The sequence below is a fragment of the Streptomyces sp. col6 genome (genome assembly GCF_008042035.1).
Taxonomy (GTDB): Bacteria; Actinomycetota; Actinomycetes; order Streptomycetales; family Streptomycetaceae; genus Streptomyces.
In genome coordinates this window covers 225,540-249,014 of record NZ_RDBL01000027.1, presented here as the reverse complement: position 1 = coordinate 249,014, position 23,475 = coordinate 225,540, and the positions used below count along the sequence as shown (strand labels likewise).

The following is a 23,475-nucleotide window of genomic DNA, read 5'->3' as shown; positions in this document are numbered from 1 at the left end:
TGCTTTCGTCAAGGGGGGAGCGGCCCCGCCACCCGTCCCGGTGGCGGGGCCGCGGCGCCTGTCAGTACTTCCGGTCCTTGAGGACCTTGGCCGCCTGCTCCGAGGTGAAGGCGGCCTCGTCGGTGACCACGCGCTCCGGCACCTTCTCGCCCTTGACGACCTTCTTCGCCAGGTCCATCAGCTGGTCGCCGAGCAGGGGGTTGCACTCGACGATGTAGTTGATCTCGCCGTTGGCCAGGGCCTGCATGCCGGCCTTGACCGCGTCCACCGTGATGATCTTGATGTCGGTGCCGGGCTTCTTGCCGGCCGCCTTGATCGCCTCGATGGCGCCGAGGCCCATGTCGTCGTTGTGGGCGTACACGACGTTGATGTCGGGGTGCGACTTCAGCAGTGCCTCCATGACCTGCTTGCCGCCGGCCCGGGTGAAGTCACCGCTCTGCGAGGCCACGATCTTGATGTCGGACGTGCCGGCAATGGCCTCCTTGAAGCCCTTCTGCCGGTCGATGGCCGGGGCGGCGCCGGTGGTGCCCTGGATCTCGGCGACCTTGGCCGGGCCGTTCGCGTTCTCGGTGAGCCACTTGCCGGCCTTGCGGCCCTCCTCGACGAAGTCGGAGCCGAGGAACGTCTTGTACAGGGAGGTGTCCGAGGAGTCTACGGCCCGGTCCGTGAGGATCACGGGGATCCTGGCGCGCTTGGCCTCCAGCAGGACGGCGTCCCAGCCCGTCTCCACGACCGGGCTGAAGGCGATCACGTCCACCTTCTGCTGGATGTAGGAGCGGATGGCCTTGATCTGGTTCTCCTGCTTCTGCTGCGCGTCGGAGAACTTCAGCTCGATCCCGGCGCTCTTGGCCGACTCCCGGACCGACTTGGTGTTGGCGGTGCGCCAGCCGCTCTCCGCGCCCACCTGGGCGAAGCCCATCACCAGCTTGTCTCCGCCGGCCCCCTTGGATCCGCCGCCGTCGCCGCTTCCGCAGGCCGTCAGCGTGGCCAGCGCGAGGGCACAGCCGACCATGGCAATTTTCTTGAACACAGCGTCGTCCTCCATCGTGAACCGTGCGTCCCTGCCACCGACCTCATGCGATCGGGGGCCACGGGCGTCAACAGTGAGCGCTAACATTTACGGCGTCAACCCCTGGGGAAACCACAATTCGGCATCGGGGCGCACTTATTGTGGACGACAGTGTTAGCGCTCACTATGGGTCTGCGCAGGGAGAGGCCGGGCGATCGGCACCGCACCGCGGGGCCGCGCCCCGGCCGGGGCGTAGATTGAACGTTCAATGCGGATCACCCATGTCTCCCGCGTACGGGCGGGGCGGGGCGGTCACCGTCAGGAGGAGATGGGTGTGAAGGACGCCACGGTGACGAGTCCAGTGGTGCGGGAGCCGGCGATGACCGATGTCGCCCGACTCGCGGGCGTGTCCCATCAGACGGTGTCCCGGGTGCTGAACAGCCACCCCAATGTGCGGGAGCAGACCCGGCTGAGGGTGCTCGCGGCCGTCAAGGAGCTGGGCTACCGGCCCAACCGCGCGGCCCGTGCGCTGGTGACCGGGCGGTCCCAGCTGATCGGCGTGATCGCCCAGAACTCCACCCTCTACGGCCCGTCCTCGCTCCTGGCCGCATTCGAGATCGCGGCGGCCCGCGAGGGCTTCGCGGTGAGCGTGCACCGGGTGCCCGAGCTGGGCCCGGCCTCGATCACCGCTGCCGTCGAGCGCCACCGGGACGAGCGCGTGGCCGGGATCGTGGTCATCGCCCCCACGGCCTCGGCGGACGCGGCGCTGGCCGGAGTGCCCGCCGAGGTCCCCCTGGTCACCATCGACGGCGACCCCGAGCGCGGTGCGCCGATGGTGTCCGTCGACCAGGAGCACGGCGCGTACCAGGCCACGAAGCACCTGCTGGACGCGGGCCACGAGACGGTGTGGCACATCTCCGGCCCGCCGGACTGGTTCGACGCGGCCGGCCGTATCCGCGGGTGGCGCAGGGCGCTGCAGGAGGCCGGTGCGGAGGTGCCGCCGATCAGCACCGGCGACTGGTCCGCCGCCTCCGGATACCGCGCCGGGCAGATGCTGGCGCGCATGCCCGACGTCACCGCGGTGTTCGCCGCCAACGACCACCAGGCCCTCGGCGCCCTGCGTGCCATGACCGAGCGGGGGCGCTCGGTCCCGGAGCAGGTCAGCATCGTCGGGTTCGACGACGTACCGGAGTCGGCGTACTACTCGCCGCCGCTGACCACCGTGCGCCAGGACTTCGGCGCGGTGGCCACCACGACGCTCGACCTTCTGCTCGGCCTGCTGAACGGCGCCGGGACCACGGGCGCGCAGCCCGTCATCACCCCCGAGCTCGTCGAGCGCGAGAGCGTACGGGCGCCCCGCGGCCACTGACCGGATCAGCGGAACGGGCGACGATCCATGTCGCACGCGCCTTCCAGCTGCGCCTCGACCCCGTCACGGACGCCACCGGGCGCGCCGACGCCGCGTTCGGCGTCGTGCGATGACCGGTGCCCGGGTCTCGCACACGGTGTGCGGGACCCGGGCATGTGTCACGCGGTGGTGTTACGCGGCTCCTGGGTTGCCGTAGTACGCCCCCGGCCCGTGCTTGCGGGTGAAATGGCGGTCCAGTACGTGCTGCGGGGGTTCGACCGCCCCCAGGGCGATGGTGTGCAGGGCCATCTCGGCGACCGCCTCGCAGATGATGGCGTGCTCCAGGGACTTGGTGGCGTCGGCGCCCCAGGTGAAGGGCCCGTGGTGGGCGACCAGCGCGCCGGGGACCTCCTCGGCCCGGGTGGCGTCGCGCTCCAGGAGGTCCACGATGACCTGCCCGGTGTTGTACTCGTAGTCCTTGGCGCACTGCTCGGGCGTGAGGGCGGCGGTGACGGGGACGGGCCCGTTGAAGGTGTCGGCGTGGGTCGTGCCGAGCACCGGTATCGGGCGCCGGGCCTGCGCGAAGGCGACGGCGTGGGTGGAGTGGGTGTGGGTCACCCCGCCGATCGAGGGGAAGGCCAGGTAGAGGCTGCGATGGGTCTCGGTGTCGGTGGACGGGCGCAGCCGGCCCTCCACGACGCTCCCGTCCGCCAGGGAGACGACGACCAGGTCGTCGGGGCCCAGCGCGTCGTAGGAGACCCCCGACGGCTTGATGACGAAGACCCCGGCCTCCCGGTCGACCCCGCTCACGTTGCCCCAGGTGAGGGTGGCGAGCCCGGCCCGGGGGATGCGGAGGTTGGCTTCGAGCACTTCGCGGCGCAGGTCTTCCGCTACGGTCCCGGTCACGAGGGGCTCCGTCCTGGTGGAGGCGTCGGCGGCGGTCACAGGCTCTGGGCCAGACGGTGGTAGGCCTGGTTCCAGCGCAGTTCACGGGTGAAGCGCCGGATGGTGGTGTCCTGGTCGATGACGACGAGTTCGGTGCGCAGCATCTCCGCGAGGTCTTCCAGCTCCTCGCCGCCGAGCGCGGTGGTGAGCACGGTGTGGTGCGGTGCTCCGGCGGTCAGCCAGGCCTCGGTGGAGGTGCGCAGGTCGGGGCGCGGCCGCCAGACGGCGCGGGCGACGGGCAGCTCGGGCAGCGGCTCGGGCGGGGTGACGACGTCGATGTGGTTGGCGACGAGGCGGAACCGGTCGCCCATGTCCGCGAGGCCGATGACGACGGCCGGCCCGGGGGCCGCGTCGAAGACGAGCCGGACCGGGTCCTCGCGGCCGCCTATGCCGAGCGGGTGGATCTCGCAGGACGGGGTCGCCGTGGTGAGCGAGGGGCACACCTCCAGCATGTGGGCGCCCAGAATAAGTTCCTGACCGGGCGTCAGGTCGTAGGTGTAGTCCTCCATGAAGGACGTGCCGCCGGGCAGCCCGTCCGCCATGGCCTTGAGCGTGCGCAGCAGGACCGAGGTCTTCCAGTCGCCCTCGCCACCGAAGCCGTAGCCGTCCGCCATCAGGCGCTGCACGGCGAGGCCGGGCAGCTGGCGCAGGCCGCCGAGGTCCTCGAAGTTCGTGGTGAAGGCGTGGAAGCCGCCCTCGGTGAGGAAGGCGCGCAGTCCGGCCTCGATGCGGGCGGCGTAGCGCAGGGAGTCGTGGCGTTCGCCGCCGTGGCGCAGCTCGGGGGCCAGGGCGTAGAGGTCCTGGTACTCCTTGACGAGCGCGGTGACGGTGTCCTCGTCGGCGGAGTCGACCACGGCGACCAGGTCGTTGACGCCGTAGGTGTTGACCGAGACCCCGAACCGCAGCTGGGCCTCGACCTTGTCGCCCTCGGTGACGGCGACGTCGCGCATGTTGTCGCCGAAGCGGGCGAGCCGGAGGCCGGAGAGCTCGGCGCGGCCGAGCGCGGCGCGTGCCCAGCCGGCGATGCGGTCGACGACCTCGGGGGTGGTGACATGGCCGGCCACGGTCTTGCGGGGGACGCCGAGGCGGGTCTGCACGAAGCCGAACTCGCGGTCGCCGTGGGCGGCCTGGTTCAGGTTCATGAAGTCCATGTCGATGGTGGACCAGGGCAGTCGGCGGTTGGCCTGGGTGTGCAGGTGCAGCAGCGGTTTGCGGAGCGCGTCGAGGCCGGCGATCCACATCTTGGCCGGGGAGAAGGTGTGCATCCACGCGATGAGACCGACGCAGCGGTCGTCGGCGTTCGCCTCCAGACAGACCCTGCGGATGGCGGCCGCGTCGGTGAGGACCGGCTTCCAGACGAGCCGCACCGTCATCTGCGGCTGGTCCGCGAGGGTGTCGCGGATGACCCGCGACTGTTCGGCGACCTGGGCCAGGGTCTCGTCCCCGTAGAGGGACTGGCTGCCGGTGAGAAACCAGATCTCGCGGTCGGGCTGGGCGAGCGTCATGTCGGGTGTGCTCCTCGATGTGCTGGACGAAGGGTCCGGGCGTGGCGGTCCCGGGCGGGTGACGGGTGTGTCTGTCAGCCGGCCGTCGCGGTGCGCGCGGCGTTGCGGATCTTCCGCAGCCGATGCAGGAGCAGGTCGGGGCCGGTGCCGAAGTGGTCGTGCAGGGCGCGGTATTCGGCGAACAGCGCGTCGTAGGCGTCCGCCCGCGCGGGGTCCGGCAGGTAGGCGTGCCGCCGTACGCTGCCCATCGCGGCGGCGGCGGTCCGGACGTCCGGGTGCGCGCCCGCGGCGACGGCGGCATGGATGGCCGAGCCGAGGGCGGGCCCCTGCTCGGAGGTACCCAGGGATACGGGGCGGCGCAGCACGTCGGCGTAGATCTGCATGAGCAGGGCGTTCTTCCTCAGCCCGCCGGTGACGATGAACTCCTCGACGGGGACACCGCCGCTCTCGAACGCCTCGACGATCACCCGGGTGCCGTAGGCGGTGGATTCGAGCAGGGCGAGATAGATGTCCTCGGGCCGGGTGTCGAGGGTGAGTCCGGCGATGACTCCGGAGAGGTGGTGGTCGACCAGGGTGGAGCGGTTGCCGTTCATCCAGTCCAGGGCGACCAGTCCGTGCGCCCCGACCGGCCGGCCGGTGGCCTTGCGGGTCAGGAGCTGGTGCAGGTCCTCGCCGGCGTCCCTGGCCTCGGCGCGGTAGTCGTCCGGTACGCCCTGCCGGAGCCACCAGGCGAAGATGTCGCCCACCGCGCTCTGCCCGGCCTCGTAGCCGTAGGCGCCCGCCACGATGCCGCCGTCGACGACGCCGCAGATGCCGGGGACGTCGGCGAGGGTGGCGCCGTTGAGCACATGGCAGGTCGAGGTGCCCATGATGGCGAGCAGCCGGCCGTTCTCGACGGCTCCGGCGGCCGGCGCGGCCACATGTGCGTCGACGTTGCCCGCGGCCACGGCGATGCCCTCGGGCAGGCCGGTCCACGCGGCGGCACGGCTGCTGAGGCCGCCGACGCGCGAGCCCAGCGGCGACAGCGGGTACTCCAGGCGGGTCGCGGGGAAGTCGGCGAAGTCCGGGTGGAGGCCGGCCAGGTAGTCGGGCGTGGGGTAGGCGCCGTCCTGGTGGATGCCCTTGTAGCCGGCGGTGCAGGCGTTGCGCGACTCGGCGCCGGTCAGCTGCCAGACGATCCAGTCGGCGGCCTCGATCCAGCGGGCGCAGGCGGCGTAGACCCCGGGGTCCTCCTCCAGCACCTGGAGGGCCTTGGCGAACTGCCACTCGGAGGAGATCCTGCCCCCGTACCGGCTGATCCACTGCTCGCCCCGGGCGTGCGCGAGGGCGTTGATGCGGTCGGCCTGCTCCTGCGCGGCGTGGTGCTTCCAGAGCTTCGGCCAGGCGTGCGGGCGGTCGGACCACTCGGGCAGCAGGGCGAGCGGGATGCCCTCGGCGGTGGCCGGCAGCACCGTGCAGGCGGTGAAGTCGGTGGCGATGCCGATGACCTGCGCGGGGTCGACCCCGGCGGCCGCGACGGCGGCGGGGACCGCGGTGCGGAGCACGTCGCGCCAGTCCTCCGGGTGCTGCAACGCCCAGTCGGGGGGCAGCGGTACGCCGGTGAGCGGGAGGCGGTCCTCGATGACGGCGTGGCGGTAGTCGTGGACCGCCGAGCCGAGTTCGGCGCCGTCCCGCACCCTGACCACCACGGCGCGCCCGGAAAGGGTGCCGAAGTCCACTCCGACCGTGCAGGCCTCGGGGTGGTGACGGTCGACGGGGTCGGAATAGGCGTGTGGCGTCACGATGCGGTCTCTCTCGTCAGGGGTAGTCGGGGCGGCTGAGCACCCCCGTTGATTGTTAGCGCTCACAATCTCTGGGGGCAAGGGTTGCGTGCACTTTTGTCGTTCCCGGCCGGCCCGGGGGCGAAGCCGGGCTCCATACGTAGCGTGACCATCCGATGCGACCTGCGAGATGCGCAACGATTACCTCCCTTTTCTCCCCTTACGGCCGCACGCCGCCCCAAGAAAAAGCGCCGAGGCCCCTTGCACCCTTCGATGCGAGCGCTAACAATCGAGCTCCATCAAGGCCGCCGAACCCCGGCCACCCTTAGCCCCGGAACGACGACGCCCTCCCGGCGGCACGCGGACACGTGCCGCCCCGCCCCGTTCCGGGCGGAGCCACACTCGCGACGACGGGATTGCCAGGTCATGCCCATGAAGAACTTCCGAGCCGCGTCCGCCCTTGTGGCGGTGACCACCGGCTGCGCCCTGCTCCTCACCGCCTGCGGACAGGACAGTGAGGGGGGAAGCCAGGAGAAGAAGGACAAGAAGGACGTCACCATCGGCATCGCCATGCCCACCAAGTCCTCCGAGCGGTGGATCGCCGACGGCAGGAACATGACCGCGAGTCTGAAGAAGGCCGGGTTCGCCACCACCCTGCAGTACGGCGAGGACGATCCCGACCAGCAGGTCGCCCAGATCGAGAACATGATCACGCAGGGTGTCGACGCGCTGGTCGTGGCCGCCATCAACGGCGAGGCGCTCTCCAACGTCCTCCAGCAGGCGGCGGACGCCGACATCCCGGTGATCTCGTACGACCGGCTCATCCTGGGCTCCCCGCACGTCGACTACTACGCCTCCTTCGACAACGAGAAGGTCGGCGAACTCCAGGCCACCTACATCGTCGACAAGCTGGGGCTGAAGGACGGCGCGAAGAAGGGCCCCTTCAACATCGAGCTGTTCGCCGGGTCCAACGACGACAACAACACGAAGTACTTCTTCAACGGCGCCATGAAGGTGCTGAAGCCCTACTTCGACAAGAAGCAGCTGGTCGTGCGCTCCAAGCAGACCCGGCTCAACCAGGTCACCACGCTCCGCTGGGACGGCGGCACCGCGCAGAAGCGCATGGACGACCTGCTGACCTCCTCGTACTCCACCGCACGGGTCGACGCCGTCCTCTCCCCGTACGACGGCATCTCCATCGGCATCCTGTCCGCCCTGAAGTCCGACGACTACGGGAGCAAGGCCAAGCCGCTTCCGGTGGTCACCGGTCAGGACGCGGAGGTCGCCTCCGTGAAGTCGATCATCGCGGGCCAGCAGACCCAGACCGTCTACAAGGACACCCGCGCGCTGGCCGAGGTCGCGGCGAACATGGTGACCGCGGTCCTGAACGGCAAGAAGCCCGAGATCAACGACGACTCCACCTACAACAACGGCAAGAAGGTCGTGCCCGCCTTCCTGCTGAACCCGGTCAGCGTCGACAAGTCCAACTACCGGAAGATCCTGGTCGACTCCGGCTACATCAACGCCAAGGAGCTCGGGTGACCTCCGCCGCACCCGGATCCCCCGCACCCACCGGCCCGGTCCTGGAGATGCGCTCCATCGTCAAGACGTTCCCCGGGGTCAGGGCGCTCTCCGAGGTGACCCTGTCCGTGCGGCGCGGCGAGGTGCACGCCCTGTGCGGGGAGAACGGCGCCGGCAAGTCGACGCTCATGAAGGTGCTCTCCGGCGTCCACCCGCACGGCACGTACGAGGGCGAGATCCTCTTCGACGGCGAGCCGTGCCACTTCAAGGACATCCGGGCCAGCGAGCAGCGCGGCATCGTCATCATCCACCAGGAACTCGCGCTGGTCCCCCATCTGTCGATCGCCGAGAACGTGTTCCTCGGCAACGAGCCGGCCCGGCGCGGGATCATCGACTGGCGCGAGTCGCTGCGCCGCGCCTCCGCACTGCTCAAGCGGGTCGGCCTCGACGACCACCCGGAGACCCGCGTCGCCGACATCGGCGTGGGCAAGCAGCAGTTGGTGGAGATCGCGAAGGCGCTGGCGAAGAACGTCCGGCTGCTGATCCTCGACGAGCCCACCGCCGCGCTCAACGACGAGGACAGCGCCAAGCTCCTGCGGCTGATGCGGGAACTGAAGGACCAGGGCATCACCTCGATCATCATCTCGCACAAGCTCAACGAGATCGCCCGGATCGCCGACTCCGTCACCATCCTGCGCGACGGGCGGTCCATCGAGACCCTGGACGTCAACGACCCGGCCACCACCGAGGAACGCATCATCCGCGGCATGGTCGGCCGGGACCTCGACAGCCGCTTCCCCGACCGCACGCCGTACACGGGCGAGGCCGACGCCCGCCCCGCCCTGGAGGTCAGGGACTGGACGGTGCGCCACCCGCTCGACCGCAGCCGCAGGGTCGTCGACGGGGTCTCGCTCCAGGTCCGCCGCGGGGAGATCGTGGGCATCGCCGGGCTGATGGGCGCCGGCCGGACCGAACTCGCGATGAGCGTCTTCGGGCGCTCCTACGGCCACTACGAGCGCGGCTCCGTCCTCAAGGACGGCCGCGAGGTGCGTACCCGTACGGTCCCCGAGGCGGTCGCCCACGGCATCGCGTACGTCACCGAGGACCGCAAGCACTACGGTCTCGACCTCGGGGACTCGGTGAGCCGGAACATCTCGCTCGCCTCCCTCGGCGACCTCGCCCGGCGCGGTGTCGTCGACGGCCACGAGGAGCGCAAGGTGGCCGAGCGGTACCGGCGGACCATGAACATCAAGACCCCGAACGTCCTCGAACCGGTCGGCCGTCTCTCCGGCGGCAACCAGCAGAAGGTCGTCCTCAGCAAGTGGATCCTCACCGGTCCCGACGTCCTCATCCTGGATGAGCCGACGCGCGGCGTCGACGTGGGGGCCAAGTTCGAGATCTACACCGTGATCGACCGGCTCGCCGCCGAGGGCAAGGCGATCCTCTTCATCTCCTCCGAGCTGCCCGAACTGCTCGGCATGTGCGACCGCGTCTACACCATGGCCGCCGGGCGGCTGACCGGCGAGGTCGCGCGCGAGACCGCCACCCAGGAAGTCCTGATGCGGCACATGACCCAGGACACCCCCGTACCACCGGTGGCCACCGCGGGTACCACCCCCACCGAAGGACAGCAGGCATGAGCACCGACGTCAGCACCCCCACGAAAGCCACCCCGCCCCCGGGCGAGGGCGGGACACCGCCGACGGGAGTCCCGGTCGTCCGGGTGCTCCTGGACGGCGTACGGCGGAACATGCGCCAGTACGGCATGCTCTTCGCGCTCGGTCTGATCGTGCTGCTGTTCCAGATCTGGACGGGCGGCGACCTGCTGCTGCCGCGCAACGTCTCCAACCTCGTCCTGCAGAACAGCTACATCCTCATCCTGGCCATCGGCATGATGATCGTGATCATCTCCGGGCACATCGACCTGTCGGTGGGCTCCCTGATGGCCCTGGTCGGAGGCGTCGGGGCGGTGCTCATGGTCGAGCACCATCTCGCGTGGCCCGTCGCGGTGCTCCTCACCCTGCTGCTGGGTGCCGTCGCGGGGGCGCTCCAGGGCTTCTTCATTGCGTATGTCGGCATTCCCTCGTTCATCGTGACGCTCGCGGGGATGCTGTTGTTCCGCGGGCTGACGGAGATCTTCCTCAAGGGCCAGACGCTCGGCCCGTTCCCGGAGGGCCTGCAGAGGATCGCCAACGGCTTCCTGCCCGAGGTGGGGCCGGAGACGAACTACCACAACATCACCCTGCTGCTGGGCCTCGGACTGGCCGGGTACGTCGTGTTCCAGGAACTGCGGGACCGCCGGCGTCAGCGCGAGTTCACGCTGGACACCCTGCCCACGGGTCTGTTCGCGCTGAAGGTGACGGCCCTGGTCGCCGCCGTGCTGGTGACGACCCTGCTGCTGGCCAGCTACAAGGGCGCGCCCGTGGTGCTGCTGATCCTGGCGGTGCTGCTGGTCGGCTTCGGTTACGTGATGCGCAACGCGGTCATCGGCCGCCATGTGTACGCGATCGGCGGCAACCTGCCCGCCGCGAAGCTGTCCGGGGTCAAGGACCGGAAGGTGACGTTCGCGGTCTTCCTCAACATGGGGATGCTCGCGGCGCTGGCCGGGCTGGTCTTCGCTGCGCGCTTCAACGCGGCCTCGCCGAAGGCGGGGGTGAACTTCGAACTGGAGGCCATCGCCGCCGCGTTCATCGGCGGCGCGTCGATGAGCGGGGGCGTCGGCACCGTGCTGGGCGCCATCATCGGTGGTCTGGTCCTCGGTGTGCTCAACAACGGCATGAACCTGGTGGGGGTCGGCACCGACTGGCAGCAGGTCATCAAGGGCCTGGTGCTACTGGCGGCGGTCGGCTTCGACGTGTGGAACAAGCGGAGGGCGGGCGCCTGACCGCCTCCCCCTGACGTGGCTGTGCCCGCCGGTCCGGTGAACCGGCGGGCACAGCCATGCCGTTTCAGTCCCGGGTGCCGAACCGCAGGACCGTCCTCGACCGGTACTCCTCACCGGGCCGCAGCACGGTGGACGGGTCGCCGCGGCGGTTGGGCGAGTCCGGGAAGTGCTGGGTCTCCAGCGCGATGCCCGCGCCCGCCCGGTAGCGCGTACCGCTCTTGCCGACGACAGCCCCGTCGAGCTGTCCCCCGGTGTACACCTGGAGGCCGGGTTCGGTGGTCAGCACCTCCAGGAACCGGCCCGTGGCCGGGGCGTGGAGGACGGCGGCGGTGCGCGGCGCCTCGTCCCGGCGCGCCTTCAGTACGAAGTTGTGGTCGAACCCGCCGTCCGTGGAGCCGAGTTCGGGACTCGGGTACGCCAGTGCCTCGCCGATCCCGCGCGGCCGGCGCAGGTCGAACGGTGTGCCGGAGACGGGGAGATGGCCGCCGCGCGGGATGAGGTCCTGGCCGACCGGTGTGAAGTGGGTTGCCTCGACGGACAGTTCGTGGCCGAGGATGTCGCCGGCGCCCTCGCCTTCGAGGTTGAAGTAGGCGTGGTTGGTCAGGCTGACCGGGGTGGCGGCGTCGGTGACCGCCGCGTAGGAGAAGGTGAGGTCTCCGTCGCGGCCGATGAGCATGCCCACCGTGACGTCCAGGTTTCCGGGGAAGCCCTGGTCGCCGTCGGGGCTGCGGAGGTGCAGGAGCACCCCGGTCCGCTCCGGGGTGTGCACGCTTTCGGCTTCCCAGAGCCGGTTGTCGAACCCGTCCGTTCCGCCGTGCAGACAGTGGCCGTTGTCCTGTGTCGTCAGCCGGTGGGACGTGCCGTCCAGGGTGAACCGGCCGTGGGCGATGCGGTTGGCGTAACGGCCGATCGTGGCACCGAAGTACCGGGCGGTGGTGGCCGTCTCGGCGAGGTCGGCGGGCGAGAGGACGACGTCGGCCGGGGCGCCGTGCCGGTCGGGTGCCCAGAGGCTGTGGAGGCGGGCGCCACGGGTGTGCACCTCCGCCACGAGCCCGCCGGGGAAGCCGAAGGTCCAGCGCTGCCCGGAGTACGGATCGGGGCGGCAGACGGGTGGGCCTCCGGAGACGGGGGCCGGGGAGCAGGTCGGAGGAGTTCTCTCGGACTGATACACACCCAGCATTGTGAGCGCTAACTTAGCCTCACTCAACCCCTCATCACTGGGCTACTACAGAAGAGAACGCCGCATAGGTGAGCGATAACAACACACCATAGGGCGGGGCCCGCTTGATCCGGGGACCGGGCAGGCTCTGCCCTGTGCGCCTCCCCTCGGGCGGGAAGCTTGAAGTCGGCCACGTGCAGCGCCGACGGTGTGGTGCCGGTGGACATGCCGTCCCGACTACGACTGGTACGCGCTCTACCGCCGTGAGGGCACCGCGTCGCTCCCCCCGGCTGCGCGTCCACAACACCACGGGCCTCGACCGCCTCGCGTACGCCTGGGGCACCCGCACCGGCTCGCCCACCACGGCCCTGCCCAGCCTCGGCACACAAGGGTGCCTGGACGCGCCCGGCGCCACCCCGGCCGTCCACACGCAGGTCGCCACCTACGCCTGCAACGGCGGGGACAACCGGCTTTGAAAGCTGCTCGCCTGACTGTTCGTCAGCATGCTCGGCCGGCGGTACCGGATCACTCCGCGTCCCGCCGGCCGGGCCGGGCCGTGCTCGCGCGCAGGACGAGCCGGGTCGGGACAAGCGTCGTCCCCCGCTCGGGTTCCTCCTGACGCACCTTGCGCAGGGCGGCGTCCACGCAGAGCCGGCCCACCTCGGCGAAGTCCTGGTGGACCGTGGTCAGGGGCGGCAGGAACGAGGACGCCTCGGGGATGTCGTCGAACCCGATGACACTCACGTCCTCGGGCACGCGCAGGCCCCGTTCGTGCAGCGCGCGCAGCAGCCCCAGCGCCATCTGGTCGTTGGCCGCGAAGACCGCCCCGCAGCCGGACGCCCGCGCGAGTTCGAGGCCCGCGCGGTAGCCGGACTCCGCCGACCAGTCCCCCCGTACCAGGGGTGGCGTCACCCGGCCGGCCTCGGCCAGTGCCGCCCGCCAGGCGTCCGCGCGGCGCTGGGCGGCGAAGGAGTCCTCCGGCCCGCCGAGATGCCAGACCGTCTCGTGCCCGAGGTCGAGCAGATGGCGTACGGCTGCGCGGGTGCCGCCGGCCTGGTCGGTGTCGACGACCGTGTAGTGGTCGCCGGCGTCGGAGTCGACGACGACCACCTGGACGTGCGGCGGCAGGGTGAGCGTCACGGCGTCCAGCAGATGGACCTCCATGATGACGATCACCGCGTCGACGGCCAGTTCCTCCAGGCGGGAGAACGCGCCGCGCACCTCGTCCTGCGTCGGCAGGGCCACGGGCAGCAGGGTCACCGCGTAGCCCTCGCGCGCCGCGGCGGTGGCGATGGCCTCCAGCGTGCGGACGTTGCCCGTGGTGGCGAGCGAGAAGGTGATGACGCCGATCGTGCGGAACTCCCCGCGCTTGAGCGCGCGGGCCGCGCTGTTGGGCCGGTAGTCCAGCTCCTTCATGGCGTCCAGGACCGCGCGGCGCGTCGCGTCGTTGACCCCGGCGTAGCCGTTGGAGACCCGGGAGACGGTCTGCGCGGAGACGCCCGCGAGCCGTGCCACGTCCGCCATCGACGCGGTCGCCCGCCCGCCGTGCCGCGCGCTCCGACGGGCTGGGGCGGCGGTGGCACCACCCCGCCCACCTGCGGGTCCGGTCGCTCCGAACGCATTCGGGGACGTTTCCTCAGCCATGTCCACTCTCTGTCAGCCACCCGCCGTCCGTGCCCCGGCCGCCCCGGGGACTCTTGACCGCACCGTTCGGGCAGTGTAGACATTCCGCCACCCGATGTTTACGCAAACATAGCAGCCGACGACACATCGCCGTGCGTGATGTTTGCGCAACCATCACCCGCTTCACGGTGTCCGGCCGTCCGCGCCGGACCGCGCCCCAGGTCCAGACCCGGATGAGCGAGGAACGATCATGACGACGCTGTCATCCCCGGCAGCCGCAGAACGGCGCCCTGCGCCGCCCCCCGCACGACGGGACCGCCGCTCCTGGACGGGGTGGGCCTTCATCGGCCCGTTCGTGGCGGTCTTCGCCCTCGTCTTCCTGGCGCCGATCGCGTACTCGCTCTACCTCAGCCTCTTCCGCGACCGGCTCATCGGCGGCACCGCATTCGTCGGCCTGGACAACTACGAACAGGCCCTGAGCGACCCGGACTTCTGGGCGGCGGCGGGTCGGGTCTCGCTGTTCCTCTGCGTCCAGGTGCCGGTCATGCTCGGCATCGCGCTCCTGGTGGCGCTGGCCCTGGACAGCGGGCGGCTCTACGGCAAGAGCTTCTTCCGCATCTCGGTCTTCCTTCCGTACGCGGTGCCGGCCGTCGTCGCCACCCTCATGTGGGGGTTCATGTACGGCACGCGCTTCGGGCTCGTCAGCGACATCAACGCGGCGCTCGGCGTCTCGCTGCCGGACCCCCTCTCCCCCGACCTCGTCCTGGCCTCCATCGGCAACATCGTCACCTGGGAGTTCACCGGCTACAACATGCTGATCTTCTACTCGGCCCTGCGGGTCGTCCCGCACTCGCTCTACGAGGCGGCCGAGATCGACGGCGCGGGACAGTTCCGTGTCATCGGCGCGATCAAACTGCCCGCCCTGCGCGGCGCCCTCGTCATCGCGACGATCTTCTCGGTCATCGGCAGCTTCCAGCTCTTCAACGAGCCGAGCGTGCTGCAGAAGCTCGCCCCGAACGCCATCACCACCGACTACACGCCCAACTTCTACACGTACTCGCTGTCCTTCTCCGGCCAGCAGCACAACTACTCCGCGACCGTGGCCATCGTCATGGGGCTGATCACCATGGCCGTCGCCTACGTCGTCCAGCTGCGCGGCATGCGCAAGGGAGCGTGAACGGCGATGACCGGCACCATGACGTCCTCCACCGGCTCCCCCGCGGTCACCCGCTCCGCGCCCCGGCTGCGCGTGACCACCCGGGCGCGTTCCCCCAGGCACCGCCGCCGCAGCGTCCTGCTCACCCTGCTCACCGGGCTGGTGCTGCTGTACAGCCTGATCCCGCTGGTCTGGCTGCTCATCAGCGCGACGAAGACCCAGGAGGGGCTGTCCCGCTCCTTCGGGCTCTGGTTCGACGGCGACTTCGCGCTGTGGGACAACATCCGGGAGACCTTCACCTACGACGACGGCGTCTTCACCCGGTGGCTCCTCAACACCCTGATGTACGTGGTCCTGGGCGCGGGCGGAGCGACGTTCCTGGCCGTCCTGGGCGGGTACGCGCTGGCGAAGTTCGCCTTCCCCGGGCGCCGGGCCGTGTTCGCCGTGGTCATCGGTGCGGTCGCCGTCCCGGGGACCGCGCTGGCCGTACCGACGTTCCTGATGTTCAGCAACATGGGCCTCACCAACACCCCGTGGGCGGTGATCATCCCCTCCCTCATCTCCCCCTTCGGCCTGTACCTGATGTGGGTGTTCGCCCAAGAGGCCATTCCGGCGGAACTGCTGGAGGCCGCCCGCATCGACGGCGCGGGTGAACTGCGCACCTTTTTCCAGGTCTCGCTGCCGCTGCTCGCCCCGGGCATCGTCACCGTCTCGCTGTTCACGATGGTGGCCACCTGGAACAACTACTTCCTGCCCCTGATCATGATCAAGGACCCCGACTGGTATCCGCTGACCCTGGGCCTGAACAGCTGGAACGCCCAGGCCGCGACCGCCGGCGGGCAGCCCGTCTTCCATCTGGTGATCACCGGCTCCCTGATCACGGTCGTCCCGCTGATCGCCGCGTTCCTGCTGCTCCAGCGGTACTGGCAGTCGGGACTCGCCGCCGGAAGCGTCAAGGAGTAGCCCCACCGCTCCCGCTCCGTGCCTCACCTCCATTCCTCGAAGAAGTGGAACGACCATGTCTCAGCGTTCACACCGCCTGCTGCGCGGCACCGGCGTCCTCTGCGCTCTCGCCCTGGCCGGCACGCTCACCGCCTGCGGCGGTTCCGACGACTCCGCCTCCGGGCCCGACAAGCTCTCCGCCTCGGATGTACAGGCGGCCCTGGAGAAGGGAGGGACCGTCACCGTCTGGGCGTGGGAGCCGACGCTGAAGCAGGTCGCAGCCGACTTCCAGAAGGAGCACCCCAAGGTCAAGGTGAAGCTGGTCAACGCCGGTACCGGCAACGACCAGTACAAGGCCCTGCAGAACGCCATCGCGGCCAAGAAGGGCGTACCCGACGTCGCCCAGGTCGAGTACTACGCCATGGGCCAGTACGCGCTGACCAAGGAGCTCACCGACCTGAAGAAGTTCGGGGCGGACAAGCTCGCCGAACAGTACTCACCCGGCCCGTGGAACGGCATCAAGGCGGGCGGCGAGGGCCTGTACGGGCTGCCCATGGACTCCGGTCCGATGGCCCTGTTCTACAACAAGAAGGTCTTCGACCAGCACGGCATCAAGGTGCCCACCACCTGGGACGAGTACGTGAGCGCCGCCCGCGCCCTGCACAAGGCCGACCCGAAGGCGTACATCACCAACGACACCGGGGACGCCGGGTTCACCACCAGTATGCTGTGGCAGGCCGGCTCCCGCCCGTACAAGGTCGACGGCACGAAGGTGCGCATCGACTTCTCCGACGCGGGCGCCTCGAAGTACACCGCCACCTGGCAGAAGCTGCTCGACGAGAAGCTGGTCGCACCGGTCACCAGCTGGTCGGACGAGTGGTACAAGGGCCTCGGCGACGGCACGATAGCCACCCTGGCCATCGGCGCGTGGATGCCGGCCAACCTGGCGTCGGGCGTCAAGGACGCGGCCGGGGACTGGCGCGTCGCCCCGCTCCCCCAGTGGACCGCGGGCGCCACGGCGAGCGCGGAGAACGGCGGCAGCGCCCTCGCCCTGCCCGAGCTGGGCGGAAACGAGGCGCTGGCCTACGCGTTCATCGAGTACGCGAACGCCGGCAAGGGCGTCGACACCCGGGTGAAGGGCGGCGCGTTCCCGGCCACCACCGCGCAGCTGGAGTCCGCCTCGTTCCAGAACACCGCCTTCCCGTACTTCGGCGGGCAGCAGGCCAACAAGGTCTTCGCGCAGTCGGCCGCCGCCGTGCCCGACGACTGGTCGTACCTGCCGTACCAGGTGTACGCGAACTCCGTCTTCAACGACACGGCCGGCAAGGCGTACGTCTCCGGCACAACGCTCGCCGAGGGTCTGAAGGCCTGGCAGGACGCATCCGTCAAGTACGGCGACGAGCAGGGCTTCACCGTCGAGAAGTAGTACGCCCCGGGCGGCGCGGACGGGCGTCCGCGCCGCCCGCCGGTGCCATCTCCGGAAGGACCGTCATGATCTCCCACCTCCTGTCCGGCCCCAGCGGCGCGGACGGCACCTCCGGCCCCCGTCTCGTCCACGGTGCCGACTACAACCCCGAGCAGTGGCCCCGCGACGTCTGGGAGGAGGACGTCCGGCTGATGCGCCGGGCGGGCGTCAACCTGGTGTCCGTCGGGATCTTCTCCTGGGCGCGCCTCCAACCGGGCCCGGACACCTGGGACTTCGGCTGGCTCGACGAGGTCATGGACCTCCTGCACGCGCACGGGATCGGCGTCGATCTCGCCACCGCGACCGCCTCCCCTCCCCCGTGGCTCACCACCGCGCACCCCGAGATCCTGCCCCGCACGGCGCACGGGGAGACGGTGTGGCCGGGGGCCCGCCAGCACTGGCGGCCGACCTCCCCGGTCTTCCGCCGGCACGCGCTCCAGCTGGTACGGACGATGGCCGCCCGCTACGCGGAACACCCGGCCCTCGTCGCGTGGCACGTCAACAACGAGCTGGGCTGCCACAACGTCTACGACTACTCCGACGACGCCGCCCGCGCCTTTCGGGACTGGCTGGAGGACCGATACACCACCCTCGGCGCGCTCAACCATGCCTGGGGCACCGCCTTCTGGTCCCAGCACTACACCGCGTGGGAGCAGATCCTCCCCCCGCGCCTGGCCGCCTCCCACCCGAACCCGACCCAGCAGCTCGACTTCAAACGCTTCTCATCGGACATGCTCAAGGAGCACCTGCGCGCCGAACGGGACATCCTGCGCGAGCTCACGCCGGGCGTCCCCGTCACCACCAACTTCATGGTGATGGGCGGGACCCGCGGCATGAACTACCCGGACTGGGCGGACGAGATCGACTTCGTCTCCAACGACCACTACGTCCACCCCGGGCCGCAGGACCGTGACGAGCTGTCCTTCTCCGCGAACCTCACCAGCGGCATCGCCGGGGGGCGGCCGTGGTTCCTGATGGAGCACTCGACCAGCGCCGTCAACTGGCAGCCCGTCAACGTCGCCAAGGCGCCGGGCGATCTGGCCCGGGACGCGCTGCTGCATGTGGCGCACGGGGCCGACGCGGTGTGCTTCTTCCAGTGGCGCCAGTCGGCGGCCGGTGCCGAGAAGTACCACTCCGCGATGCTCCCGCACGCCGGCGAGGACAGCGAGCTGTTCCGTTCGGTGTGCGACCTCGGAGCCACCCTGCGCGACCTCGCCCCGGTCGCCGGCAGCGTGCGCGAGCCGGCTCCGGTCGGCATCCTGTACGACTGGGAGTCGTGGTGGGCCGTCGAGCAGGACTCCCACCCCAGCGCCCTGCTGGACTACCGGCAGGAGGCCCTGGACTGGTACACCGCCCTCCTCGACGCCGGAATCCGCGCCGATCTGGTCACCGCCCGCGCCGATCTGCACCGGCACCGGATGCTCGTCGCCCCCGTGCTGCACATGGTCCCGGCCGGCCTGGGCAAGGCGCTGACGCGCTACGCCGAACAGGGCGGCCATCTCGTGACCACCTACTTCTCCGGCATCGTCGACGAGAACGACCACGTGTGGCTCGGCGGCTACCCGGGCGCCCTGCGCGAGCTGCTCGGCATCCGGATCGAGGAGTTCGGACCGCTGGTCGCCGGTGAGACGGTGGAGCTGGACGACGGGACGACCGGCACCCTGTGGACCGACCGGATCACGGCCACCGCTCCGGGGACCGAGGTGCTCTCCGCGTACCGCACCGGTGTGCAGGCCGGGCGCCCCGCCGTCACCCGGCTCGCGACGGGTGAGGGGTCCGCCGCGTACGTCTCCACCCGGCTCGGCACCGCCGGGCTGGCGAAGCTGCTCCCTCGGCTGCTGGACGCGGCCGGCGTGCACGCCGAACTGCCGCCCGCCGCACGCGGCCCGGTCGAGACGACCGTACGCAGAGGGCCGGACGCCACGTTCCGGTTCCTGGTCAACAGGACCGACCGGACGGTCACCGTCCCCGGCCCCACCGGCGAGGTGCTGCTGGGTGACAACGACGCGGACGGCGCCCTCGTGCTGAAGCCGCGCGGGGTCGCCGTACTCCGGCAGCCGGCCGGCTGAGCGAGGGGAGACCGTGCACAGGTACTCACCAAGTCCGAACATGCCCGGAATTATGGCCTCCGTCACAGCGGCCATGATCACGATCTGGTGAGATCACCGGGTGCTCGGTCTCCTTCTCCGCCTTCTGCCCTTCTGGGTCCGCGAACCCCTCTTCATCCTGCTCGGGTCCGTCTTCGGCGTACGCATCCTGTATCTCGCCCTCGACGAACGCAGGTGGATCCTGGCGGGCATCGGCGCGGTCTTCCTCATAGCCACCGCGTTCCGCGTCCACACGGTGGTCAAGGCGCTGCGTGCCCGCTGGTCCGGCACGACCACGACCCCGGCGGCGGCAGCCCCGCCGGCACCGGCACCGGCTCCGGCCCCTGCCGCGCAGAAGAAGGGGCCCGGCGCCGGGGCACAGGTCTTCGCGGCCCTGGCTCTGGTCGGGGCGCTCGTGGGCGCGGTGTGGCTGGCCCCCCACTTCACGGGGGAAGACACCGCCGGCGCCCGCAAGCCCGCCTCCTGCACGGACCACGACGCGGGGAAGGAGCTGCCGAAGGCGTACGCCCTGACGCCGGGGGCGGTGACCGGTGACGACCTGTGCAAGGCGCTCAACCGCGCCGACCTGGCGGAGCTGCTCGGAACGCCCGGCGAGAAGGCGACCGTGGCCTACGGCAACAGCGGCACCGCGTCGCTGACCGCCGACAAGGTCGCCGAGCCGGAGGCCCGGGTCCAGTTCGAGACGTACACCGTGGAGTTCTCGGCGACGTACAACCACCTGACCGTCGCCCAGTACGTGAAGGTGCTGGCGCCCCAGACCCTCGACCCCAGGCCGGACAAGGTCCTCGGCCGGCCCGCGGTCTTCACCTCGGACCACCTCATGCAGTTCCGCATCGGGGGCGACGCGTCCGGCGGGCCCGGCACGCAGGGCCCCCTGGCCAGGACGCTGACGGTGGCCCTCGACCGCAAGGACCCGGGCGGCTCCTTCGACTTCACCGTGTGGAGCGAGTCCGGGTCCGCCCTCCCCGACGACGGCGTCATCCTCTCCGTCGTCGAGAAGATCCTCCCGACGCTCCCGGACCGGGCCGCGGGGTGAGGTCCGGCCCCGCCGGGGCCGCCGACAACAATTTTGCCCGTCCTGCAAAATTGCATAGCATGCACCTTCATGAGCGACGACCCGCCCCTGGGGCTGCGTGAACGCAAGAAGCGCGCCACGCGTGACGCCCTGGCCGGCGCGGCCCTGCGCATGGCCGCCGACCGCGGCTTCGAGCACGTGACCGTGGAAGCGGTCACCGCCGCGGTCGGCGTCTCCGTGCGCACGTTCTTCAACTACTTCCCGTGCCTGGAGGACGCGATCACGCGTCCCGCCCAGGAGAACGCCGAACGCACCCGCCGGGCCGTGCTCAACGCCCCGGAGCACCTCACCGCGCTCGAAGCCCTCAGCGAGGCCATCGCCCAGGAGCTCGCCTCCATCGAGGAGGACCACGAGCGCTGGGAGCTCCAGCTGGCGGTGCTGAAGAAGAGCCCGGCGCTGCTCCCCAACTTCCTGGCCGCCCGGGGCGCCGACGAGACCGCCATGGTGGCCGTCGTCGCCGAGCGGCTGGGCCAGGACCCCGAGAGCGACCTGTATCCCCGGCTTCTCGCGCACGTGGCCGTCGCCGCCGTGCGGGCCGCGGTCGAGGTCTGGGTGGCCACGGGCCGTACACGTACCTTCCAGAGCCTGTACCGCGAGGCGTTCGCCTCGCTGGCCGCCGGTCTGAAGGCCTGAGCGCGCCCGGCGCGCCCGCACCACCACTCCGCGCGGCACCACCGGTCGCGGAGCCAGTCACCAGAGAATGAGGAACGTCAGCCGATGACCGCTGCCGTCACACCCGAAACCGGCGCCGCCGGTCCGACCGAGGGGCCCGCGTCCGGCATGACGCGCCGCCAGATACTCCAGGCCATGTCGGGCCTGATGGCCGGCATGTTCGTGGCCATCCTGGCCTCCACGGTCGTCTCCAACGCCCTGCCCCGGATCATCGCCGACCTGCACGGCACCCAGTCCTCGTACACCTGGGTCGTCACCTCCGAACTCCTCGCCATGACGGCGACCGTGCCGATCTGGGGGAAGCTCTCCGACCTGTACGACAAGAAGCTGCTCATCCAGCTCTCCCTGTCGATGTTCGTCGTCGGCTCGCTCGTCGCGGGCTTCTCGCACAGCGTCGGGCTGCTCATCGTCAGCCGTGTCGTCCAGGGCATCGGCGCGGGCGGTCTCACCGCGCTCGCCCAGGTCGTGATGGCGGCGATCATCCCGCCGCGCGAACTCGGCCGATACTCCGGCGTCTTCGGTGCCGTCTTCGCCGTCGGCACGGTCGCCGGGCCGCTCATCGGCGGGGTCCTGGTGGACACCTCCTGGCTGGGCTGGCGCTGGTGCTTCTTCATCGGCGTACCGTTCGCGCTGCTCGCGATCGTGCTGCTCCAGCTGACCCTGAAGCTGCCCACGATCCGCCGCGAGGTGAAGATCGACTACGTCGGCGCCGTCCTCATCATGAGCGGCGTCAGCTCGCTGCTGCTGTGGGTGACCCTCGCGGGCAACCGCTTCGACTGGGCGTCCTGGCAGACCGCCGCGCTCGTCACCGCCGGTGTGGTTCTGCTGGCCGCCGCGGTGTGGGTCGAGTCCCGGGTGGCGGAGCCGATCATCCCGCTGGACATCTTCCGCAACCGCACCGTCGCGCTGACGACGGTGGCGAGCCTGCTGGTCGGTGTGGCGATGTTCGGCGGCACGGTGTTCCTCTCCCAGTACTTCCAGATCTCGCTGGGCAAGTCCCCGACGATCGCGGGTCTGATGAGCCTCCCGATGATCCTCGGTCTGATGGTCTCGACGACCGTGGCGGGCCAGATCATCTCCGCCCGGGGCAAGTGGAAGGGCTTCCTCATCGCGGGCGGCGTCATCATGACCGCCGGCATGGGCCTGCTCTCCACGATCGGCGCCGACTCCTCCTTCGGCCTGCTCAGCGTCTACATGGTGGTCCTCGGCGTCGGTGTCGGCATGCTGATGCAGAACCTCGTGCTGGCCGCCCAGAACGACGTCCCCGCCTCCGAACTCGGCGCGGCCACCTCGGTCCTGTCGTTCTTCCGCAGCCTCGGCGGCGCCATCGGTACGAGCGCGCTGGGCGCCGTCCTCGGTCACCGGGTGGCCGAGGAGCTGAAGAAGGGCTTCGGCGGTGCGGCCGGCGGCGGCACCGGCGGCGGTGTCCCCGAGCTCAGCAAGCTTCCTGAGCCGGCGCGCGTCATCGTGGAGAACGCCTACGGTGTCGCCACCGCCGACGTCTTCCTGATCGGCGCCCCCTTCGCCTTCCTGGCGCTGATCGCGGTGCTGTTCATCAAGGAGAAGCCGCTGCGCACCCAAAGCGGCATGGAGCGCCTGGCGGAGGAGACGGCTGCGGCACAGCCGGCCGCGCCCGCCGCGCACTGATCCCCGCTCCCGGGGCCCGTCCACGGCGGACGGGCCCCGGACGGCTTTCGCCCCGCGCCACCTGTCATGGTGTCGGGATGACAGACCCCTCCGGCTCGCCCGCCGATGCGCTCCCCGGCCAGTTCGCCCGTACGCGGCGCTTCTCGCTGGGCGTGCCCCGGGAGTTCACCGTCTCCCCCGACGGCGAGCGGATCGTGTTCGTCCGGGGTACCTCGGGCACCGACCCGGTGAGCCGGCTCTGGCTGTACGAGGACGGCGCGGAGAGGCTGCTCGCCGACCCGCTCGGGCCCGGTTTCGCTCAGGAGGAGCCCGGCGAGGTCCCGCCGGAGGAGCGGGCCCGGCGCGAACGCGCCCGCGAGACCTCCTCCGGGGTGGTCTCGTACGCCACCGACGCCCCGGTGCGCCTGGCGGCCTTCGCCCTCGCGGGCACCCTCTGGGTGGTCCCCACCGACGGTTCCGCGCCCCGCCGGTGCCGCCGCCGGCCGCACCGCCGAAGCCCTTCTTCAGCTCCTCGGCCACCCGGTGACCGAGGACGGCGCCCAGCGCGCTCGTACCGATGGCGCCGCCGAGGCTGCGGAAGAACGACAGGACCGAGGTGGCCGCGCCGAGTTCGGAGGCGGGGACGTCGTTCTGGGCGGCCAGCACGAGGTTCTGCA

Annotated in this window: 19 protein-coding genes and 1 pseudogene; 12 read left to right on the top strand and 8 right to left on the bottom strand. The window is 70.7% G+C overall.

What is annotated here, in order from left to right:
* Positions 1-61: 61 nt before the first annotated feature.
* Positions 62-1,012: an ABC transporter substrate-binding protein gene (locus EAO73_RS28325; protein WP_147974474.1), complete on the bottom strand. Its 951-nt coding sequence runs from the start codon at positions 1,010-1,012 to the stop codon at positions 62-64.
* A gap of 265 nt (positions 1,013-1,277) precedes the next feature.
* On the opposite strand from EAO73_RS28325, the gene EAO73_RS28320 reads away from it, so the two are divergent.
* A complete protein-coding gene (locus EAO73_RS28320; RefSeq protein WP_147974357.1) occupies positions 1,278-2,378 on the top strand; it encodes a LacI family DNA-binding transcriptional regulator in 1,101 nt (366 codons plus the stop codon).
* 171 nt (positions 2,379-2,549) lie between these two features.
* Here EAO73_RS28320 and araD read toward each other — a convergent pair whose 3' ends face one another.
* The 3 genes from araD to araB form a co-directional block, all read right to left on the bottom strand.
* Complete coding sequence (araD, locus tag EAO73_RS28315; protein ID WP_191134257.1) at positions 2,550-3,263, bottom strand: L-ribulose-5-phosphate 4-epimerase AraD; 714 nt, start codon at positions 3,261-3,263, stop codon at positions 2,550-2,552.
* Positions 3,264-3,298: 35 nt separating this feature from the next.
* On the bottom strand, positions 3,299-4,807 hold the full coding sequence (gene araA / locus EAO73_RS28310) for an L-arabinose isomerase (protein ID WP_147974355.1): 1,509 nt from the start codon (positions 4,805-4,807) through the stop codon (positions 3,299-3,301).
* A gap of 74 nt (positions 4,808-4,881) precedes the next feature.
* Positions 4,882-6,588 (bottom strand): ribulokinase, encoded by a 1,707-nt coding sequence (araB, locus tag EAO73_RS28305; protein ID WP_147974354.1) that lies wholly within the window; start codon positions 6,586-6,588, stop codon positions 4,882-4,884.
* A gap of 411 nt (positions 6,589-6,999) precedes the next feature.
* On the opposite strand from araB, the gene chvE reads away from it, so the two are divergent.
* The 3 genes from chvE to mmsB are packed head-to-tail and all read left to right on the top strand — an operon-like array spanning position 7,000 to position 10,972.
* Complete coding sequence (chvE, locus tag EAO73_RS28300; RefSeq protein ID WP_147974353.1) at positions 7,000-8,109, top strand: multiple monosaccharide ABC transporter substrate-binding protein; 1,110 nt, start codon at positions 7,000-7,002, stop codon at positions 8,107-8,109.
* A gap of 47 nt (positions 8,110-8,156) precedes the next feature.
* Positions 8,157-9,728: a multiple monosaccharide ABC transporter ATP-binding protein gene (gene mmsA / locus EAO73_RS28295; RefSeq protein ID WP_147974473.1), complete on the top strand. Its 1,572-nt coding sequence runs from the start codon at positions 8,157-8,159 to the stop codon at positions 9,726-9,728.
* Positions 9,725-10,972, top strand: coding sequence for a multiple monosaccharide ABC transporter permease (gene mmsB, locus EAO73_RS28290; RefSeq protein ID WP_147974352.1), 1,248 nt, complete (start codon positions 9,725-9,727; stop codon positions 10,970-10,972). The genes mmsA and mmsB overlap by 4 nt, the downstream gene beginning before the upstream one ends.
* 64 nt (positions 10,973-11,036) lie before the next feature.
* Here mmsB and EAO73_RS28285 read toward each other — a convergent pair whose 3' ends face one another.
* The gene (locus EAO73_RS28285; protein ID WP_224756498.1) at positions 11,037-12,143 is read right to left on the bottom strand and encodes an aldose epimerase family protein; all 1,107 of its coding nucleotides are present in this window, start codon (positions 12,141-12,143) and stop codon (positions 11,037-11,039) included.
* Positions 12,144-12,394: 251 nt separating this feature from the next.
* Between EAO73_RS28285 and EAO73_RS36915 the strand changes: the two genes are divergently transcribed.
* Positions 12,395-12,607 (top strand): hypothetical protein, encoded by a 213-nt coding sequence (locus tag EAO73_RS36915; protein ID WP_224756497.1) that lies wholly within the window; start codon positions 12,395-12,397, stop codon positions 12,605-12,607.
* 49 nt (positions 12,608-12,656) lie between these two features.
* Here the strand turns inward: EAO73_RS36915 and EAO73_RS28275 are convergent, their stop codons facing one another.
* Positions 12,657-13,655 (bottom strand): LacI family DNA-binding transcriptional regulator, encoded by a 999-nt coding sequence (locus EAO73_RS28275; RefSeq protein WP_147974350.1) that lies wholly within the window; start codon positions 13,653-13,655, stop codon positions 12,657-12,659.
* Between the two features lie 349 nt (positions 13,656-14,004).
* On the opposite strand from EAO73_RS28275, the gene EAO73_RS28270 reads away from it, so the two are divergent.
* The 7 genes from EAO73_RS28270 (at position 14,005) to EAO73_RS28240 (ending at position 22,819) form a co-directional block, all read left to right on the top strand.
* The gene (locus tag EAO73_RS28270) at positions 14,005-14,931 is read left to right on the top strand and encodes a carbohydrate ABC transporter permease (RefSeq protein ID WP_147974349.1); all 927 of its coding nucleotides are present in this window, start codon (positions 14,005-14,007) and stop codon (positions 14,929-14,931) included.
* A gap of 6 nt (positions 14,932-14,937) precedes the next feature.
* The gene (locus EAO73_RS28265; RefSeq protein ID WP_147974348.1) at positions 14,938-15,873 is read left to right on the top strand and encodes a carbohydrate ABC transporter permease; all 936 of its coding nucleotides are present in this window, start codon (positions 14,938-14,940) and stop codon (positions 15,871-15,873) included.
* Positions 15,874-15,928: 55 nt separating this feature from the next.
* Positions 15,929-17,278 (top strand): ABC transporter substrate-binding protein, encoded by a 1,350-nt coding sequence (locus tag EAO73_RS28260; protein WP_147974347.1) that lies wholly within the window; start codon positions 15,929-15,931, stop codon positions 17,276-17,278.
* 65 nt (positions 17,279-17,343) lie between these two features.
* Positions 17,344-19,386, top strand: coding sequence for a beta-galactosidase (locus EAO73_RS28255; protein ID WP_147974346.1), 2,043 nt, complete (start codon positions 17,344-17,346; stop codon positions 19,384-19,386).
* Positions 19,387-19,486: 100 nt separating this feature from the next.
* Positions 19,487-20,461: a DUF6215 domain-containing protein gene (locus tag EAO73_RS28250; RefSeq protein ID WP_147974345.1), complete on the top strand. Its 975-nt coding sequence runs from the start codon at positions 19,487-19,489 to the stop codon at positions 20,459-20,461.
* 69 nt (positions 20,462-20,530) lie between these two features.
* Complete coding sequence (locus EAO73_RS28245) at positions 20,531-21,133, top strand: TetR family transcriptional regulator (RefSeq protein WP_147974344.1); 603 nt, start codon at positions 20,531-20,533, stop codon at positions 21,131-21,133.
* Positions 21,134-21,217: 84 nt separating this feature from the next.
* On the top strand, positions 21,218-22,819 hold the full coding sequence (locus tag EAO73_RS28240; protein WP_147974343.1) for an MDR family MFS transporter: 1,602 nt from the start codon (positions 21,218-21,220) through the stop codon (positions 22,817-22,819).
* Positions 22,820-23,117: 298 nt separating this feature from the next.
* Here the strand turns inward: EAO73_RS28240 and EAO73_RS37440 are convergent, their stop codons facing one another.
* On the bottom strand, positions 23,118-23,267 hold the full coding sequence (locus tag EAO73_RS37440; RefSeq protein ID WP_191134256.1) for a hypothetical protein: 150 nt from the start codon (positions 23,265-23,267) through the stop codon (positions 23,118-23,120).
* Positions 23,268-23,281: 14 nt separating this feature from the next.
* Positions 23,282-23,475 (bottom strand): annotated as a pseudogene (locus EAO73_RS36905) (MFS transporter); the annotation flags it as partial.

Bases quoted from the DNA above. Each gene is read 5' to 3' on its own strand.
- EAO73_RS28325 (WP_147974474.1), bottom strand. From the start codon at position 1,012: ATGGTCGGCTGTGCCCTCGCGCTGGCCACGCTGACGGCCTGCGGAAGC.
- EAO73_RS28320 (WP_147974357.1), top strand. From the start codon at position 1,278: ATGCGGATCACCCATGTCTCCCGCGTACGGGCGGGGCGGGGCGGTCAC.
- araA (WP_147974355.1), bottom strand. From the start codon at position 4,807: ATGACGCTCGCCCAGCCCGACCGCGAGATCTGGTTTCTCACCGGCAGC.
- chvE (WP_147974353.1), top strand. From the start codon at position 7,000: ATGAAGAACTTCCGAGCCGCGTCCGCCCTTGTGGCGGTGACCACCGGC.
- mmsA (WP_147974473.1), top strand. From the start codon at position 8,157: ATGCGCTCCATCGTCAAGACGTTCCCCGGGGTCAGGGCGCTCTCCGAG.
- mmsB (WP_147974352.1), top strand. From the start codon at position 9,725: ATGAGCACCGACGTCAGCACCCCCACGAAAGCCACCCCGCCCCCGGGC.
- EAO73_RS28275 (WP_147974350.1), bottom strand. From the start codon at position 13,655: ATGGCGGACGTGGCACGGCTCGCGGGCGTCTCCGCGCAGACCGTCTCC.
- EAO73_RS28270 (WP_147974349.1), top strand. From the start codon at position 14,005: ATGACGACGCTGTCATCCCCGGCAGCCGCAGAACGGCGCCCTGCGCCG.
- EAO73_RS28265 (WP_147974348.1), top strand. From the start codon at position 14,938: ATGACCGGCACCATGACGTCCTCCACCGGCTCCCCCGCGGTCACCCGC.
- EAO73_RS28260 (WP_147974347.1), top strand. From the start codon at position 15,929: ATGTCTCAGCGTTCACACCGCCTGCTGCGCGGCACCGGCGTCCTCTGC.
- EAO73_RS28255 (WP_147974346.1), top strand. From the start codon at position 17,344: ATGATCTCCCACCTCCTGTCCGGCCCCAGCGGCGCGGACGGCACCTCC.
- EAO73_RS28245 (WP_147974344.1), top strand. From the start codon at position 20,531: ATGAGCGACGACCCGCCCCTGGGGCTGCGTGAACGCAAGAAGCGCGCC.
- EAO73_RS28240 (WP_147974343.1), top strand. From the start codon at position 21,218: ATGACCGCTGCCGTCACACCCGAAACCGGCGCCGCCGGTCCGACCGAG.